The sequence below is a fragment of the Marisediminicola senii genome, assembly GCF_011057645.1.
GTDB classification, from domain to species: domain Bacteria; phylum Actinomycetota; class Actinomycetes; order Actinomycetales; family Microbacteriaceae; genus Marisediminicola; species Marisediminicola senii.
Map to the genome: position 1 here is coordinate 274,030 of NZ_JAALGE010000001.1, position 14,877 is coordinate 288,906.

General features: G+C 69.6%; 13 protein-coding genes. 5 read left to right on the forward strand and 8 right to left on the reverse strand.

The window, feature by feature from the left end; translation table 11 throughout:
• Positions 1-31 precede the first annotated feature (31 nt).
• Complete coding sequence (locus tag G5S38_RS01285; protein ID WP_165063362.1) at positions 32-724, forward strand: hypothetical protein; 693 nt, start codon at positions 32-34, stop codon at positions 722-724.
• A gap of 9 nt (positions 725-733) precedes the next feature.
• Here G5S38_RS01285 and G5S38_RS01290 read toward each other — a convergent pair whose 3' ends face one another.
• Positions 734-1,510, reverse strand: a complete 777-nt coding sequence (locus G5S38_RS01290; protein WP_165063363.1) for an Fpg/Nei family DNA glycosylase — start codon at positions 1,508-1,510, stop codon at positions 734-736.
• Positions 1,511-1,514: 4 nt separating this feature from the next.
• Positions 1,515-6,209: an ATP-dependent helicase gene (locus G5S38_RS01295; protein ID WP_165063364.1), complete on the reverse strand. Its 4,695-nt coding sequence runs from the start codon at positions 6,207-6,209 to the stop codon at positions 1,515-1,517.
• A gap of 148 nt (positions 6,210-6,357) precedes the next feature.
• On the opposite strand from G5S38_RS01295, the gene G5S38_RS01300 reads away from it, so the two are divergent.
• Positions 6,358-6,897 carry an NUDIX hydrolase family protein gene (locus tag G5S38_RS01300; RefSeq protein ID WP_165063365.1) on the forward strand — a complete coding sequence of 180 codons (540 nt, stop codon included), beginning with the start codon at positions 6,358-6,360 and terminating at the stop codon, positions 6,895-6,897.
• Positions 6,898-7,033: 136 nt separating this feature from the next.
• Positions 7,034-9,376 (forward strand): FdhF/YdeP family oxidoreductase, encoded by a 2,343-nt coding sequence (locus tag G5S38_RS01305; protein ID WP_165063366.1) that lies wholly within the window; start codon positions 7,034-7,036, stop codon positions 9,374-9,376.
• Positions 9,377-9,476: 100 nt separating this feature from the next.
• Here G5S38_RS01305 and G5S38_RS01310 read toward each other — a convergent pair whose 3' ends face one another.
• The 4 genes from G5S38_RS01310 to G5S38_RS01325 form a co-directional block, all read right to left on the reverse strand.
• Positions 9,477-9,794 carry a DUF6457 domain-containing protein gene (locus G5S38_RS01310; protein ID WP_165063367.1) on the reverse strand — a complete coding sequence of 106 codons (318 nt, stop codon included), beginning with the start codon at positions 9,792-9,794 and terminating at the stop codon, positions 9,477-9,479.
• A gap of 97 nt (positions 9,795-9,891) precedes the next feature.
• Positions 9,892-11,481 carry a DEAD/DEAH box helicase gene (locus tag G5S38_RS01315; protein ID WP_407943817.1) on the reverse strand — a complete coding sequence of 530 codons (1,590 nt, stop codon included), beginning with the start codon at positions 11,479-11,481 and terminating at the stop codon, positions 9,892-9,894.
• Between the two features lie 211 nt (positions 11,482-11,692).
• Entirely contained in the window at positions 11,693-12,265 is a 573-nt protein-coding gene (locus G5S38_RS01320) for a DUF1684 domain-containing protein (protein ID WP_165063524.1), read from the reverse strand.
• 50 nt (positions 12,266-12,315) lie between these two features.
• A complete protein-coding gene (locus G5S38_RS01325; protein WP_165063369.1) occupies positions 12,316-12,780 on the reverse strand; it encodes a hypothetical protein in 465 nt (154 codons plus the stop codon).
• A 71-nt stretch (positions 12,781-12,851) separates the two neighbouring features.
• Here G5S38_RS01325 and G5S38_RS01330 point away from each other — a divergent pair, with 71 nt between their 5' ends.
• Both G5S38_RS01330 and G5S38_RS01335 read left to right on the forward strand, forming a co-directional pair.
• Positions 12,852-13,409, forward strand: coding sequence for a 2-phosphosulfolactate phosphatase (locus G5S38_RS01330; RefSeq protein WP_165063370.1), 558 nt, complete (start codon positions 12,852-12,854; stop codon positions 13,407-13,409).
• 81 nt (positions 13,410-13,490) lie between these two features.
• Positions 13,491-13,793 (forward strand): DUF427 domain-containing protein, encoded by a 303-nt coding sequence (locus G5S38_RS01335; protein WP_165063371.1) that lies wholly within the window; start codon positions 13,491-13,493, stop codon positions 13,791-13,793.
• Between the two features lie 12 nt (positions 13,794-13,805).
• Here G5S38_RS01335 and G5S38_RS01340 read toward each other — a convergent pair whose 3' ends face one another.
• Together G5S38_RS01340 and G5S38_RS01345 are read right to left on the reverse strand one after the other, a co-directional pair.
• Positions 13,806-14,285 (reverse strand): SprT-like domain-containing protein, encoded by a 480-nt coding sequence (locus tag G5S38_RS01340; protein WP_165063372.1) that lies wholly within the window; start codon positions 14,283-14,285, stop codon positions 13,806-13,808.
• A gap of 86 nt (positions 14,286-14,371) precedes the next feature.
• Positions 14,372-14,872: a hypothetical protein gene (locus G5S38_RS01345; RefSeq protein ID WP_165063373.1), complete on the reverse strand. Its 501-nt coding sequence runs from the start codon at positions 14,870-14,872 to the stop codon at positions 14,372-14,374.
• Between the last annotated feature and the right edge of the window lie 5 nt (positions 14,873-14,877).

A 14,877-nucleotide genomic window follows, 5' to 3' on the forward strand; every position in this document is an offset into this window, starting at 1 on the left:
CTAGAATCTCGCACAACGGGACGGAGCCGCAATGGAGCAGGACCAGGGTCGCAGTGACCGGGAGCGACGCGCGGGCGAGAGTGCATTCGATCCACGGTTCGACCCCGCGTTCCAGCCCGGTTACGACGCGTCGGCCGACCGTTCGCGCTCCCGCGGCGGCGCGCCCGTGCGACCCCTCTCCCGCACCGCGTCGGCATCGGATAGCGGTGCTCGCCGCCCGATGACTGCGCCGCCCGTCATTTCCGCCCGGATGCCGCCGTCGGTGGCTGAACTCCGTGCCGCCGAGCAACGCGCTGCCGAACAGCGGGAGTTCGAACAACGCGGGTACGCCGCGGCACAGGGGCCGGCGGCATCCATGGTCACCGCGCCTCGCGCGACCGGCGACGCGCAGGTGCACGCCACCGCAGACCCCGACCGCGACCACAACGACGACGACGACGCCGCCGATCCCGCCGGATCGCGGCGCAACCCGTTCGTCATCGTGCTGTGGGTAATCAGTGCGGCACTGATACTCGGGGGCCTCGCGCTGCTGCAGTGGCTGCCCGAACTGGAACGGCTCATGCAGCGCGGGCAGCTGGGCGACGGATCGTCGACGATCACCTATGCGTACTACCTGTCGGTGATCGAGATGGCGCCGCTCGTGCTGGTGCTCGGCGTGGCCACCGCTATCGGCCTGCTGTTCCTGCACGCGGCGCGCTGGCAGCGGCACCCGCAGCGGGGGTGACCGGCCGGCTCAGGTCTGGCAGCGCGGGCACCAGAACGTCTCGCGTTCCTGCAGCACCGTCTCGCCGAGCAGCCCCTCGCGGATCGGGGTACCGCACCGCAGGCACGGCTTGCCCCGACGCCCGTGCACCCAGTCGGTGGCCCCGCGCAGGGTGCCGGTCGTGGTGCGCTCGACGCGGTCCTTGTTGGCGTGGATGAGCGAATAGGCGAGCGCAATCAGCCGGCGCGGGTCGTCGACCTGGCCCGCGGGGCGGGTGGGCAGGATGCCCCGCAGAAAGCAGAGTTCGTTGCGATAGACGTTGCCGAGCCCGGCGAGCACGCGCTGGTCGAGCAGAGCGAGCCCGATCGGCCGCTCGGGGTCGGCCATCATGCGGCGCTGGGCCTCGTCGGCATCCCAGTCCGGTCCGAGCAGGTCGGGCCCGAGATAGCCGACGATCGACTCCTCGTCATCGGTCGCCACCACCTCGACGACGCCGAGCGAGTAGCCGACCGCGACCCAGTCGGCGGTCTCCAGCACGGCCCGCGCACTGTGCGCAGGCCTTCGCCACTTCGTGCCGTGGCGGTACAGGTGCCAGGAGCCCTCCATTTTGAGGTGCGAGTGGATGGTGTGGTCGCCGATTCGCATCAGCAGGTGCTTGCCGCGGCTCGACACGTCGTGCACCAGCTCGCCGCTGAGGTCGACGGTTGCGAACGCGGGAACCCTGATGTCGCACCGGGTCAGCACGCTGCCCGCGATGGCCGCGTTCAGGTTCTTCGCGGTGCGGTAGACGGTATCTCCCTCTGGCACGCGCTCAGCCCCGCAGCCTGAGGCCCTGCGGCGTGGTCGAGAAGCCTGCGTCGACGAGGGCGTCGCCCAGCGGCGTGCCGATCACGAACTGGCCGTCGACGCGCTCCACCCGCAGCCTGCCGCCTGTGCGCCGGATGACCTGGGCCAGTGAGGTGGATGCTGCCGCCACGGCCACCTCGCCCGCCCCGAACGTCAGCACGGTCTTGCCGCCGCGCTCGACGTACAACGCGAGCTCGCCGTCGACGAGCACCACGAGCGCACCTGCCTTGCGACCGGGACGATGCCCGCGCTTCTCGGCCTCGGTGCTGTCGTCGGGAATGGGCGCGGCCGGCCAGGGCAGTGCGGCCCCGTACGGGTTCGCCGGGTCGGTGGCCGCGAGGGTCACCGCGATGGGGTCGTCTGTGGCATCCACCTCTCTCGTGAATGCCCTCAAGCGGTCGACGGTGGCTCCGGTCGCGAACTGGGCGGCGCCGAGCCCCTCGACGAAGTAGCCGCGGCGGGCGCGGCCGGTCTCCTCGAACCCGCTGAGCACCTTGTAGACGAAGCCGAAGCCGCCGCGCACGTTCTCGCTCATCACCGCGCCGCGGGTGACGACGCCGTACCGTTCGAGCAGCAGCTCGCCGAGGGCGAGCCCGCGCACGGTGGGGTCGGCTTCGGCGAGGGGCAGCAGCGACCAGCGGCCGGAGACCGTGGGCGGTCCGCTCTGCGTCGGCAGCACAGGGCGGGAGCGGCCGCGGTATGCGCGCACCCGGGTGGTCGGGCGCCGGGTCGGCGCCGGCCCGCCGATGAACGCGCGGAGCGGCGAGAACGTGTCGTTCGTGATCAGGCCGGACCACACCAGCTGCCAGAGCGCCTCGACGAGCTGCTTGTCGTCGGTGCTGCCGACGGCGCCGGAGAGCTGGCGAAAGAAGTACGCGCCGCCACCGGCGAGCGATGCCAGCACGGAGCGTTGCAACTCGGTGGTCTCGTCACCGGTGGGCTCGGCGAGGGTGACCTGGGCGGATTCGGCGAGGTGCAGGCTGATCCATCCGTCGGAACCGGGCAGCGATCCGGCGCCCGACCAGATCACCTCGCCGGTCGCGGTGAGCTCGTCGAGCATCGTGGGGGAGTAGTCGCGCACCCGGGTGGGCAGCACCAGGGTCTCCCACGCCGAGGCGGGCAGGGCGACGCCGGAGAGCTGGTCGATGACCTGCGCGACGCCGTCGATGCCGCGCAGCGGCTCGGTTGCATGTTGCCACGCGGGGAGGAAGCGGCCGAGGGTGGCGGTGTCGACCGGTTCGACCTCGTGGCGGAGCGCGGCGAGGGAGCGGCTGCGCAGGCGGCGCAGCACTTCGACATCGCACCACTCGCTGCCGGAGGAGCCGGGCCGGAACTCGCCCTCGATCACCCGGCGCTGCTTCTCGAGCTTGCGCAGCGTGTCGATGACCACGGCGGTGCCGACGCCCAGGCGCTCGGCGACGGCGGCGACCGTGAACGGACCGTGCGTGCGGGCGTAGCGGCCGATCAGGTCGGAGAAGGGTTCGGCGACCGGTTCGATGAACGCGGCGGGGATGCCGATCGGCAGCGGGGTGCCGAGCGCGTCGCGCAGCCGCCCGGCGTCTTCGATCACGGCCCAGCGGTCGGCGCCGGCCTTCCACACGCGATTGTCGCGCGCGAGTGACGTCAGCCAGCCGGGAACGTCGGTGGCGGCATCCGGCAGCACCTGCACCCTGGCCTCGAGCTCGTCGACCGACATCGGCCCGAGGATGCGCAGCAGGTCGACCACGCCCTCCGCGCCCTTGACCTTGCGGTCGGCGGTGAGGCGCTGCAACTCGAGCTCGGTCTGCTCGATGACGCCGGCGTCGAGCAGTTCGCGCAGCTCTGCGCGGCCGAGCAGCTCGGCAAGCAGTGTCGAGTCGAGCGAGAGCGCGGCGGCCCGCCGCTCGGCGAGGGGCGAGTCGCCCTCGTACATGAACGCGGCGACGTAACCGAACAGCAGCGACCGGGCGAACGGCGACGCCTGCTCGGTCTCGGATTCGACGATGCGGATGTGCCTGCTCTCGATCTCGCGGGCGAGCTGCGTGAGCGCTGGCAGGTCATAGACGTCCTGCAGCACCTCGCGCACCGCTTCGAGCACGATCGGAAAGCTCGGGTACTTCGCGGCGACGGAGAGCAGCTGGGCGGCGCGCTGGCGCTGCTGCCACAGCGGCGACCGCTGGCCGGGGTTGTAGCGGGGCAGCAGCAGGGCCCGCGCGGCGCACTCCCTGAACCGGGAGGCGAACAGGGCGGAGCCGCCGACCTCCTCGGTGACGATGTCGCGCAGCTCGTCTGGCTCGAACAGGAACAGGCCTGCGCCCGGCGGCTCGCTGTCGGTGTCGGGGATACGCGCGATCACTCCGTCGTCGCTGGCCATCGCCGCGCCGTCGAGCCCGTACTGGTCGCGGATGCGGGCGCCCACCGCGAGTGCCCACGGCGCGTGCACCTGCATGCCGTACGGCGAGTGCAGGATGACGCGCCAGTCTCCGAGCTCGTCGCGGAACCGCTCGACGACGAGGGTGCGGTCGGATGGAACGTGCCCGGTCGCCTTCTTCTGGTCGTCGACGAACGCGATGAGGTTGGTGATGGCGCGCTGGTCGAGGCCGGCGGCGCTGACCCGGTCGCGGGGTTCGTCGCCGGAGCCCGTTGCGATCTCGCGGGTGAAGGCGCCGATCGCCCTGCCGAGCTCGGCGGGGCGGCCGAGCCCGTCGCCCTTCCAGAACGGCACCTTGCCCGGCTGGCCGAAGGCGGGCGTCACGAGCACGCGGTCGTGGGTGATGTCTTCGATGCGCCAGCTGGTCGCCCCGAGGGCGAAGACGTCGCCGACGCGGGATTCGTAGACCATTTCCTCGTCGAGTTCGCCGACCCGGCCACCGGTGCCACGGGCCTTGCCCGGTTCCGCCCCGGTGCCGGCGGCGGGACTGCCCACCATGAAGACACCGAACAGGCCGCGGTCGGGGATGGTTCCGCCACTGGTCACGGCGAGGCGCTGTGCACCGGGGCGTCCGGTGATGGTGCCCTTGACGCGGTCCCAGATGATGCGGGGGCGCAGTTCGGCGAACTCGTCGGAGGGATACAGACCGCTGAGCAGGTCGAGGGTCGCGTTGTAGGCGCTGCGAGGCAGCTGCGCGAACGGGGCGCAGCGGCGAACCGTCTCGTACCAGGCCTCGACGTCGATGGTGTCGAGGGCGACGGCGGCGACGGTCTGCTGGGCGAGCACGTCGAGCGGGTTCGCCGGAATGGTGATGGCCTCGATCTGCCCGGAGGTCATGCGCTCGCTGGCCACCGCGGAGTGGATGAGGTCGGCGCGGTGCTTGGGGAAGATGATGCCCCGCGAGACCTCGCCGACCTGGTGGCCGGCCCGGCCGACACGCTGGAGCCCGCTGGCCACCGAGGGCGGTGCCTCGACCTGGATGACCAGGTCGACGGCGCCCATGTCGATGCCGAGCTCGAGCGACGAGGTGGCGACGACGCAGCGCAGCCGACCGCTCTTGAGGTCGTCTTCGATGTAGGCACGCTGGTCTTTCGAGACCGAGCCGTGGTGCGCGCGAGCGAGCACGGCGGTGTTGTCGTGCGCGGCATTGCTCGGGGCGTCGATGACCGCGGTGGCGGTTGCGGTGGCGGTCGACGTGCCAGTCCCGGCCGTGGCTGTCACTCGATCCCCGCTGCCGCCTCCGCTGCTGCTGCCGCCTCGGATATCGCCAGCACCTCCGGCCCCATCGGCATCGTCGTCGCCCTCGACGGGTGGCGCGTTGCGATCTGCCCAGATTTCGTTCAGCCGGGCGGTGAGCCGTTCGGCCAGTCGCCGGGAGTTGGCGAACACGATGGTCGAGCGGTGTTCGAGGATGCGGTCGACGATCGCCTCTTCGACGTGCGGCCAGATCGACGCCTGCTGCGGCTCCGAGCTGCCCGCGGCGGAGCCCTCGCGCACTGGTGCGGTGCCGAGCTCGGTCATGTCGTCGACGGGCACGACCACCGACAGGTCGAACTTCTTCGTGGAGACGGGAGCGACGATCTCGACCGGGGCGCCGCCGGCCAGGAACCGGGCGACCTCTTCGCGCGGACGCACGGTGGCCGAGAGCCCGATGCGCTGGGCGGGCTTCTCCAGCAGGTCGTCGAGCCGCTCGAGCGACAGGGCGAGGTGTGCGCCGCGCTTGGTGGCGGCGACCGCGTGCACCTCGTCGATGATGACGGTGTCGACCCCGCGCAGTGTCTCGCGCGCAGATGCCGTGAGCATCAGGTAGAGGGACTCCGGGGTGGTGATGAGGATGTCGGGTGGGGTGCGCTGCAGCAGGCGCCGATCGGACGACGTCGTGTCGCCAGAGCGCACGCCGACGGTGACGTCGGGGGGTGACATGCCGAGCCGTCGCGCGGTCTGCGTGACGCCGACCAGGGGTGCCCGCAGGTTGCGCTCGACGTCGACCGCGAGGGCCTTGAGCGGGGAGATGTAGAGCACGCGGGCGCGGTGGTTCGCGTCATCCGGAACCGGGCTCGTCGCGAGGCGGTCGATCGACCACAGGAACGCGGCGAGGGTCTTGCCCGACCCGGTCGGTGCAACCACGAGTGCGTGCGACCCGCTCTGCACGGCCGTCCACGCTCCGAGCTGCGCCTCGGTGGGTGCGGGGAACGCCCCAGCGAACCATTCACGGGTCGGTGCAGAGAAGTTGTCGAGCGGAGAGCCCATGGCACCATCCTTACCCATGCCACCGACAGTTCCCGGTGCGGTGACTGCCGCCCCCGGGTCGGTCGTGCAGGGATACGTGCGTAAGGCTGGTGGTGGTCGCTGCCGCCCCCGGGTCGGTCGTGCAGGGATACATGAGTAAGAATGGAGCATGAGCTCCGTAGGCACCCCCGATCCGAACTCAGGCTGGCTCTCCGATGAGGAACTCGCCGAAACGCGCCGCCGCCTCCCCCTTCTCTATGTCGAAGCCATCCCGGTGCGCGTCGACGGGCTCGGGCAGGTCATCGAAGTGGGCATCCTGCTGCGGGCCAACGCCGCGGGAACGATGACCCGTACCCTGGTCTCCGGCCGGGTGATGTACGGCGAGACCCTGCGCGACGCGCTGTTCCGCCACCTCGAGAAGGACCTCGGCCCCATGGCGTTCCCGCTGCTCCCCGCCAGCGCGGCGCCCTTCACGGTCACCGAGTACTTCCCGTTCCCGGGCGCGCAATACACCGACACCCGGCAGCACGCCGTCGCCCTCGCCTACGTCGTGCCGGTCACCGGCACGTGCGAACCGCGGCAGGACGCCCTCGAGCTCACCTGGATGAGCCCCGCGGATGCCTCGTCCGACGCGATCGCCGCCGAGATGGAGGGTGGCCGCGGCTCGCTGCTGCGCGCTGGCCTCGCCTCGGTGGGACGCCTCCAGTGACCTCCTCCCCCGCAGTTTCTTCCCCGTCAATGCCGCACCAGAATGCCGCGCATTCCCGGGGCCCCGCAGCAAAGCGTGTACTAATGAAGGAACACGTCGACACCGTGCACGACCAGGTAATAGATCGGACCACATCATGACCCGCGAGAACCCCGTCGTCCACGAGGCCGACGAAACCGAGATCGAAGTAAGCAAGCCGAAGGACTGGGCGGCAGGAATGCCCGCGGTCGTGATCTCCATGAAGCCCGCCATCGAGCACATGGGCGTCGGCCGCACGATGAAGACGATGCTGAACCTGAACCAGAAGGGCGGCTTCGACTGCCCCAGCTGCGCGTGGCCCGACCCCGGGCACCGCAGTTCGTTCGAATTCTGCGAGAACGGTGCCAAGGCCGTCACCTGGGAAGCGACCCCCGTCGTCGTGTCCCGCGAATTCTTCGAAGAGAACTCCATCACCGACCTGCTCACCCGCTCCGAGTACTGGCTGGGCATGCAGGGTCGCCTCACCGAGCCGATGTTCAAGGCCGCCGGCGACGACCACTACCGCCCGGTGAGCTGGGACGAGGCGTTCCGCATCATCGGCGATCGACTGAACGCCATGGACTCGCCCAACGAATCCGCCTTCTACACGAGCGGTCGCGCATCGAACGAGGCTGCCTTCGCGTACCAGACCTTCATCCGCGCCTTCGGCACGAACAACATGCCCGACTGCTCGAACATGTGCCACGAGTCATCCGGCTGGGCGATGGGCCAGACCATCGGCATCGGCAAGGCGACAGTCGCGTACGACGACTACGCCAAGGCCGACCTGATCATCGTGATGGGCCAGAACCCCGGCACCAACCACCCGCGCATGCTGACGGCCCTCGAGGACTGCAAGCGCGCCGGCGGCAAGATCGTGGCCGTGAACCCCCTGCCCGAGGCCGGACTCCAGCGCTACAAGAACCCGCAGAAGCCCCGCGGCGTCATCGGTCGCGGTACCGACATAGCCGACCAGTTCCTGCAGATCCGCAGCGGCGGCGACATGGCCCTGCTGCAGTACATCTCCAAGCGCGTGTTCGACGCCGAGGCGAAGAACCCCGGAACCGTTCTCGACCACGACTTCCTCACCAAGCACGCCCACGGTCTCGATGACCTGCGCACCCACCTCGGCAACCTCGACGTGAACGCCGTGCTCGAGGCGACCGGCCTGAAGCTCAAGGACATGGATGAGCTCGCCGACCGCTACCTCGCGTCGGACAAGGTCATCATCACCTGGGCCATGGGCATCACCCAGCAGAAGAAGGGTGTCGCCACGATCAAGGAGATCATCAACCTGCTCCTGCTGCGCGGCAACATCGGCAAGCCCGGTGCCGGCGCATCGCCGATCCGCGGACACAGCAACGTGCAGGGCGACCGCACCATGGGTATCTGGGAGCAGATGCCGCCGGCGTTCCTCGACGCCATGCAGCGCGAATTCGACTTCGACCCGCCCCGCGACCACGGCATCGACGCCGTCGAGACCATCCACCAGATGCTCGAGGGCAAGATCAAGGTATTCGTCGCCCTCGGCGGCAACCTGGTCGGCGCCATCTCCGACACTCAGGCCGCCGAAGAGGCATTCCAGAACACCGGCCTGACCGTGCAGATCTCGACCAAGTTGAACCGCTCGCACGCGGTCGTGGGTACCGAGGCGATGATTTTGCCGACCATGGGTCGCACCGAGATCGACATCCAGAAGTCCGGCGAACAGTTCGTCACCGTCGAGGACACCGTCTGCGCGGTCCACGCGTCGTACGGCAAGGTCAAGCCGGTCGCGCCGAATGCCCTGTCGGAAGTAGCCATCGTCTCGCGCATGGCCCGTGCCACGCTCGGCGACAAGGTGTCGGTCGACTGGGAAGGCTTCGAGGCCAACTACGACCTCATCCGCGACCACATCGCGAACGTCGTCGACGGCTGCACGGACTACAACCGCAAGGTACGCCAGGAGGGCGGCTTCGTTCTGCCCAATGGCCCGCGCGACTCGCGCACGTTCAGTACCCCGCTGGGCAAGGCCATGATCACGGTCAACGACCTCGAGTACATCGAACGCCCGCAGGGCACGCTCATCCTGCAGACGATGCGCTCGCACGACCAGTTCAACACCACGATCTACGGCCACAACGACCGGTACCGCGGAATCAAGAAGGGCCGTCACGTCATCTTCGTGAACCCCGACGACCTCAAGGAACTCGGCCTCAAGGACGGCGAGTTCGTCGACGTGCACGGCCTGTACCAGGACGGCCGTGACCGGGTGCTCAAGCAGTTCCGCCTGGTGTCCTACCCGACCTCACGCGGCTGTGCCGCCGCCTACTACCCCGAAGCCAACGTACTGGTGCCGCTCGACAACATCGCCGAGGGCAGCAAGACGCCGGTCTCGAAGGCGGTGCTCGTCAAGCTCGAGCGCAGCGCGAACCAGTTCGCGGTGCCCAGCACCGAGACGATGGTTGGCGCCTCCGCGTAGTAGCAGGCAAACCACAACGAGACCGCCCTGGCGACAGGGCGGTCTCGTTTTGTGCATCCCGCCCCGGCGGCGACGATGCTCCCGGGGCGGTGCTGTGGTGCTACTGGGCGGTGCCGGTCCAGCCGTCGGCGGCGGGAGCCTCGTCGCTCGTGCCGGTCTCGGCGAGGGTCAGCACGGTCTCCGCGGCGGTCTTGACCGCGTCGTTGCCCGACTTGACGTCGGAGGTCTTGGAGAGTCCCGCGGCGTATCCGACGAAGAAGGTGGCCAGCGGCCCGGCATCGGGAACCATCGAGTCCGACGACTTCTGGGCGACCTGGCGGATGAGGTCGTTGTCGACGGTGAGGTCGAGGATCTGCAGGGCCTGCGTGAGACGCTCACTCCACTCTTCGAGCACGCGCTGGTTGTTGTCTTCAGTCATGGGGTCTCCTTTATCGGCGGCGTATCAACCCTAGGTGACCGGTGCAACGCGAAAGCCCCGCCCGACCGAAGTCGAACGGGGCTTCCGCACAGCGCGGTTATCGGCTACGGCGGCGTCCGCCACCCTGCGACATTCCGACCAGTCCGCCACCCGAACCGGCGCGGCTCGCGCCGCCGTTCGAGCCATTTCCACCGGAGCGACCGCCGCGGTTGTCGTTACGACCCTCGCTGCTTCCCCCAGTGGATGACGCGCCCTCACCAGACGACGTGCTGTAGAAGCTCTTCGAGCCACCGACCGCGGCGGAGCGTCCACCGGAGCGGGCGCCACCCGACGCGGGGCCTCCGCGTCCCGAGCCTCCGGAACGCCCGGCGGGGGCACCATCGCGGGCGCCGCGCTTGCGCTGGGCGTTGGCGCCCTGCGAGCGTCCTCCGCCGGCGCGCGGTGCGCCCTGAACCTGCGGGGCCGCACGGGGTGCCGACGTCACGTACGCGGCGACCTCGCCGACGAGCGCGGTCACGGCGGGCGACGACGCGGTGACCTGCTGCGGGGTCACGGTGATCTCGGCCTTGCGCAGCAGCTGCGCGGTGTCCTTGCGCTGGGTCGGGAGCACGAGGGTCACGACCTCGCCCTCCTTGCCCGCGCGGGCGGTGCGGCCGGAGCGGTGCAGGTAAGCCTTGTGCTCGGCGGGCGGGTCGACGTGGATGACGAGCTCGATGTCGTCGACGTGAACGCCTCGGGCCGCGACATCCGTCGCCACGAGCACCCGGGAGGTACCCGCGGAGAACGCCGCGAGGTTGCGGTCGCGCTGAACCTGCGACAGGTTGCCGTGCAGGTCGACGGCGGGGATGCCGGCGTCGGTGAGCTGCTTGGCCAGCTTCTTGGCGTGGTGCTTGGTGCGCATGAACAGGATGCGGCGGCCGGTGCCACCGGCGAGCTTCTCGACCAGCAGGCGCTTGGCCTCGGGCGACTCCACCTCGAACACGTGGTGGGTCATCGCCGACACGTGCGAGGTGGCCTCGTCGACCGAGTGCAGCACCTGGTTGTGCAGGTACTTGCGAACGAGCTTGTCCACGCCGTTGTCGAGGGTCGCGGAGAACAGCATGCGCTGTCCGCTGTTCGGGGTCTTGTCGAGGATGCGGGTGACGACGGGCAGGAACCCGAGGTCCGCCATGTGGTCGGCCTCGTCGAGCACGGTGATCTCGATCGCGTCGAGCGACACGATGCCCTGCTTCATGAGGTCTTCGAGGCGTCCTGGGCAGGCGACGATGATGTCGATGCCGCTCTTGAGGGCCGCGACCTGGCGCTGCTGCGAGACACCACCGAAGATCGTGGTGATCTTGAGGCCGTATGCCGAGGCGAGGGGCTCCATCGCGGTCGAGATCTGCGTGGCGAGCTCGCGGGTCGGGGCGAGCACGAGGGCGAGGGGGCGACCGGTGCGGCGCTGGCCGCCGGCGAGCTTGCCACCGAGGCGGGCGACGATCGGAATGGAGAACGCGAGGGTCTTGCCGGAGCCGGTCTTTCCGCGACCGAGCACGTCGCGCCCGGCGAGGGTGTCTGGCAGGGTGTCCTGCTGGATGGGGAACGGCGAGTCGATGCCGGACTTGGTGAGAGCGGCGACCAGGGGTGCCGGTACGCCGAGCGCGGCGAATGTTGTTTCAGACAAGGGGTGCCTTTCGGGCAGAACCATGAGGTCTCGCGGCAATACCGCAACTAGGACCGTCAGTGGTGGGATGGCGAAGGTGGCGACAGCCACATCCGTTCGCCGCTAGAAATCGTCTACGAACCGGAGATGCCTGGGGCATCGACCCGATGAGAAGAAGTGGTGTTCCACGACGCACGGTGCCCTGAATCAGGCACACGAGTCCTTCAACCATAGCAGCGCTCCGTGCGCTGCACGGTCAGTGCTGCGGAGACCCGTACCGTTCGCCGACCGGGATCTCGACCGCGACGGTGCTGCCGGGCTGCGCGAGCGGACACGCCCACGCCGGGTCGTACGCGCACGACGGGTTGTAGGCGAAGTTGAAGTCGAGCACGAGGCTGCGCGGGGCGCTGCCCGGTCCGAGGTCGGCGCCCTTGATGGTGTCGAGCAGATACCGCCCGCCGCCGTAGGTGCCGCCGGCCAGCCGCGACAGCGCATCCTTGACCGGCACGAAGACACCGCCGCCGTAGACCGCGATCTTCCAGACGTCGAGTTCGCCGACACCGGGCACGTCGACGACCCCGATGCGGTCGAACGGCACGACGCCGTCGGTTCCGGTCTCGAAGTCCATGTGCTTCTCCTCGGCGGCTTGCACCTCGACCTCGAACCGCCACGCGGGGTCGTAGGGAGGCACGCGCAGGCCGGTGAAGGCCGCGAGGTCGTCGGCGAGCAGGGGAGACGACGGATGTTCGGCGAACAGCGAGTCGCGCTCTCGTCGCCACAGGTCGTGCGCGGCGGGCAGGTCGGTCGCCAGGCGAACCTCGGCATACATCGCGAAGACGCGGCGCCGCCAGTCGAGAAGCGCGAGTGCAGACGCCGGGGTCACCACGTGCGGGCCAGGTGCCGCATGCGCAGCGCGCGCCACTGCCAGAACAGCCAGTAGCCCGGCCACAGCAGAGCCGACAGGTAGCCCGCGTCGAAGACGAGCTGGTCGCGGTACAGGGTGCGTCCGTCGGGCAGCGGTGCGACCGCCATGGTGTGCTGCCACTGCGTCGTGACGGTGAAGATGCCGGAGAGTCCGTAACCGGAGTCGCGTATCAACCGTGCGCCCATGCGATCGCGCGGGTAGCTGATCGCGATGACCTGCTCGCCGACGGGAACGATACCGAGGCCGGCGACGGCGACCCGGTGCTCACCTTCCGGCCAGAGCTCGGGAAAGCCGTCTGCCTCGAGCGACTGAAAGTCGAGCAGCGGCGACGACACCTCCTTCAGAACGGAGGGGGAGCGGATGGCGCGCCACGCGACGTCCGCGTCGCAGTCGAGCACCAGCTTGAGGAGAACACGCATGACTCCAGTGTCGGTACTGCGGGGTCGCAAAGCCGAGAGGCGGGGCCGTGTCGCCGACGCGATACTGTCGAATGGTGGATTCGACGCACTCGCAGAGCCAGTACCAGGTCCGTTTCGACTGGGGAGTCGCGGGTGCCGCAGACGTCGGCGACGGGGTCGACGTGACGGTGTGGGTCGACGCCCTCGAGGCGGTCGGCGCCGCGGCATCCATCGACGACCTGCCGGGCACCGTGGTGACCGCGACCCTGCGCAACCGCAGCGCCGTGGCCGACTGGGTGCTCGCGCGGCAGGCGGAGAAGGGCGACCGGTTCGTCGTCGCGATCATCGCCGCCGGTGACACCAGGGCCGATGGCAGCGCCCGCGTCTCGGTAGAGGACCTGCTCGCCGCCGGTGCCGTCATCGACGCGCTCACCGAGCGGGGCATCGACCACTGCTCACCCGAGGCGGCGGCCGCATCGGCGGCGTTCGCGGGGCTCCGGTCGGCGACCAGGCACCTCGTCGGGGCGTCGGGTAACGGGCGTGCGATCGCCGCGGCCGGCCGCCGTGACGACGTGCTGCATTCGGCCCAGCTGGATGCCAGCACCGAGGTCATCGCGCGGGGGAATGCGCGGGGCGACCAGCACGGTTGACATACACGGGCCCCCGGCCCGAACCGCCGCCGGGCCTGACTACCGTTCATCGTTTCGTCGTCGATACCCAGGAGGCATCCCATGAAGGCCACACTCAACGGCACCGTGATCGCCGAGGCTCCGAAGGAGGAGCTCGTGATGATCGAGGGCAACTGGTACTTTCCGCCGGCCAGCGTCAACACCGAGTACTTCTCCGACTCGCCCACCCAGTACAACTGCCCGTGGAAGGGCGACGCCAAGTACTTCGTGGTGAAGGACGGCGACACTGGCCTGCAGGACCGCGCGTGGAGCTACCCGACCCCCTACGAGACCGCCATCCAGCGCGTCGGCTCGGACTTCAGCGGGTACGTCGCATTCTGGAAAGAAGTAAAGGTCACCGAGTAGTCGGTTGCGGCGCTACCGAGTAGCGGACTGCCGGTGCGGGCCGACCTGGCGTTCCGTCCAGTGGATCAGGAACGCCGGGTCGAACCGCTTCGAGCATCGACCGCACGCCATCGGCCGCGCCGGGCGGCGGTAGCGGTAGTGCGTGTGGCCGCCCGGACACTGCCCGACCCACGGAGCGAGGTCACCCGCGATCGCGCCGTCGTGCAGTCTGCTGCCGACGTAGCCGATGTCCCTCGCCACCGATTTCCATTTGGCACCATGCCCCGCCCGCGACCCCGCGATGGCGTGCGCCACCTCGTGCAGCAGCACCTGGTGGATCTCGTCGTCGGCGTAGCGAGCGGCGAGGTGACGGGACACCGAGATGCGCCGGTCGGTGTAGTTGCAGAGCCCGGCCCGCGTCTTTGCCGAGTCGAAGCGAAAGCTCCATGAGGTGTCGAGGTGCAGTGCGATGAGGGCCTCTGCCCACTGCCGCACCCGGTCTAGTTCAGCCACGCGACGAACCTAAGCCCGGCGACCGACGTCGCCGCTGGACCCCGGCATAGGCGGGCAGTGTCCGGATGAAACGCGAGTGGGCAGGACTAGTCGCGCTCGGCGATGGCGCCGCGCTCGATGTACTCGAGGGCGCTGTTCAGCGACTGCAACTGCTCGTGCGGTGCGCGCTGCGCGGTGCGCAGCTCGATCAGCTCGACCAGGGCGGTCTTGGCATCTTCGAGGCGCCCGAGGTCGACCGACAGGCTGGCCTGCTGGAACAGCGCGGTGGATTCGAGTTCGCCCCAGCCTTCGGTGCGGGCCGACTGGCGGCACGCCTTGACCTCGGTGATCGCACGTTCGAGCGACCCCTGGTCGTGCAGCACGCGGGCGCGGCGGAGCCGGGCTTCGGTGACCATCTCGCGGTCTCCCGTGAAGAAGGCGAGCCGGTAGCTCTCTTCCGCCGTGGCCAGGGCCTCGTCGAGGCGCCCGAGCACGCGCAGCAGCTCGGCCCGTTCGGCGACGGCGTCGGTGCTGCGCGCGGTGCCGAGTTCTTCGAGGCGCGCGCGGGCGGCTTTCTCGTCCGTCTGTTCGCGGAATGTGTTGCTCATCATCG

Bases quoted from the DNA above. Each gene is read 5' to 3' on its own strand.
- G5S38_RS01285 (WP_165063362.1), top strand. From the start codon at position 32: ATGGAGCAGGACCAGGGTCGCAGTGACCGGGAGCGACGCGCGGGCGAG.
- G5S38_RS01295 (WP_165063364.1), bottom strand. From the start codon at position 6,209: ATGGGCTCTCCGCTCGACAACTTCTCTGCACCGACCCGTGAATGGTTC.
- G5S38_RS01300 (WP_165063365.1), top strand. From the start codon at position 6,358: ATGAGCTCCGTAGGCACCCCCGATCCGAACTCAGGCTGGCTCTCCGAT.
- G5S38_RS01305 (WP_165063366.1), top strand. From the start codon at position 7,034: ATGACCCGCGAGAACCCCGTCGTCCACGAGGCCGACGAAACCGAGATC.
- G5S38_RS01310 (WP_165063367.1), bottom strand. From the start codon at position 9,794: ATGACTGAAGACAACAACCAGCGCGTGCTCGAAGAGTGGAGTGAGCGT.
- G5S38_RS01315 (WP_407943817.1), bottom strand. From the start codon at position 11,481: ATGGTTCTGCCCGAAAGGCACCCCTTGTCTGAAACAACATTCGCCGCG.
- G5S38_RS01320 (WP_165063524.1), bottom strand. From the start codon at position 12,265: ATGTATGCCGAGGTTCGCCTGGCGACCGACCTGCCCGCCGCGCACGAC.
- G5S38_RS01325 (WP_165063369.1), bottom strand. From the start codon at position 12,780: ATGCGTGTTCTCCTCAAGCTGGTGCTCGACTGCGACGCGGACGTCGCG.
- G5S38_RS01330 (WP_165063370.1), top strand. From the start codon at position 12,852: ATGGTGGATTCGACGCACTCGCAGAGCCAGTACCAGGTCCGTTTCGAC.
- G5S38_RS01335 (WP_165063371.1), top strand. From the start codon at position 13,491: ATGAAGGCCACACTCAACGGCACCGTGATCGCCGAGGCTCCGAAGGAG.
- G5S38_RS01345 (WP_165063373.1), bottom strand. From the start codon at position 14,872: ATGAGCAACACATTCCGCGAACAGACGGACGAGAAAGCCGCCCGCGCG.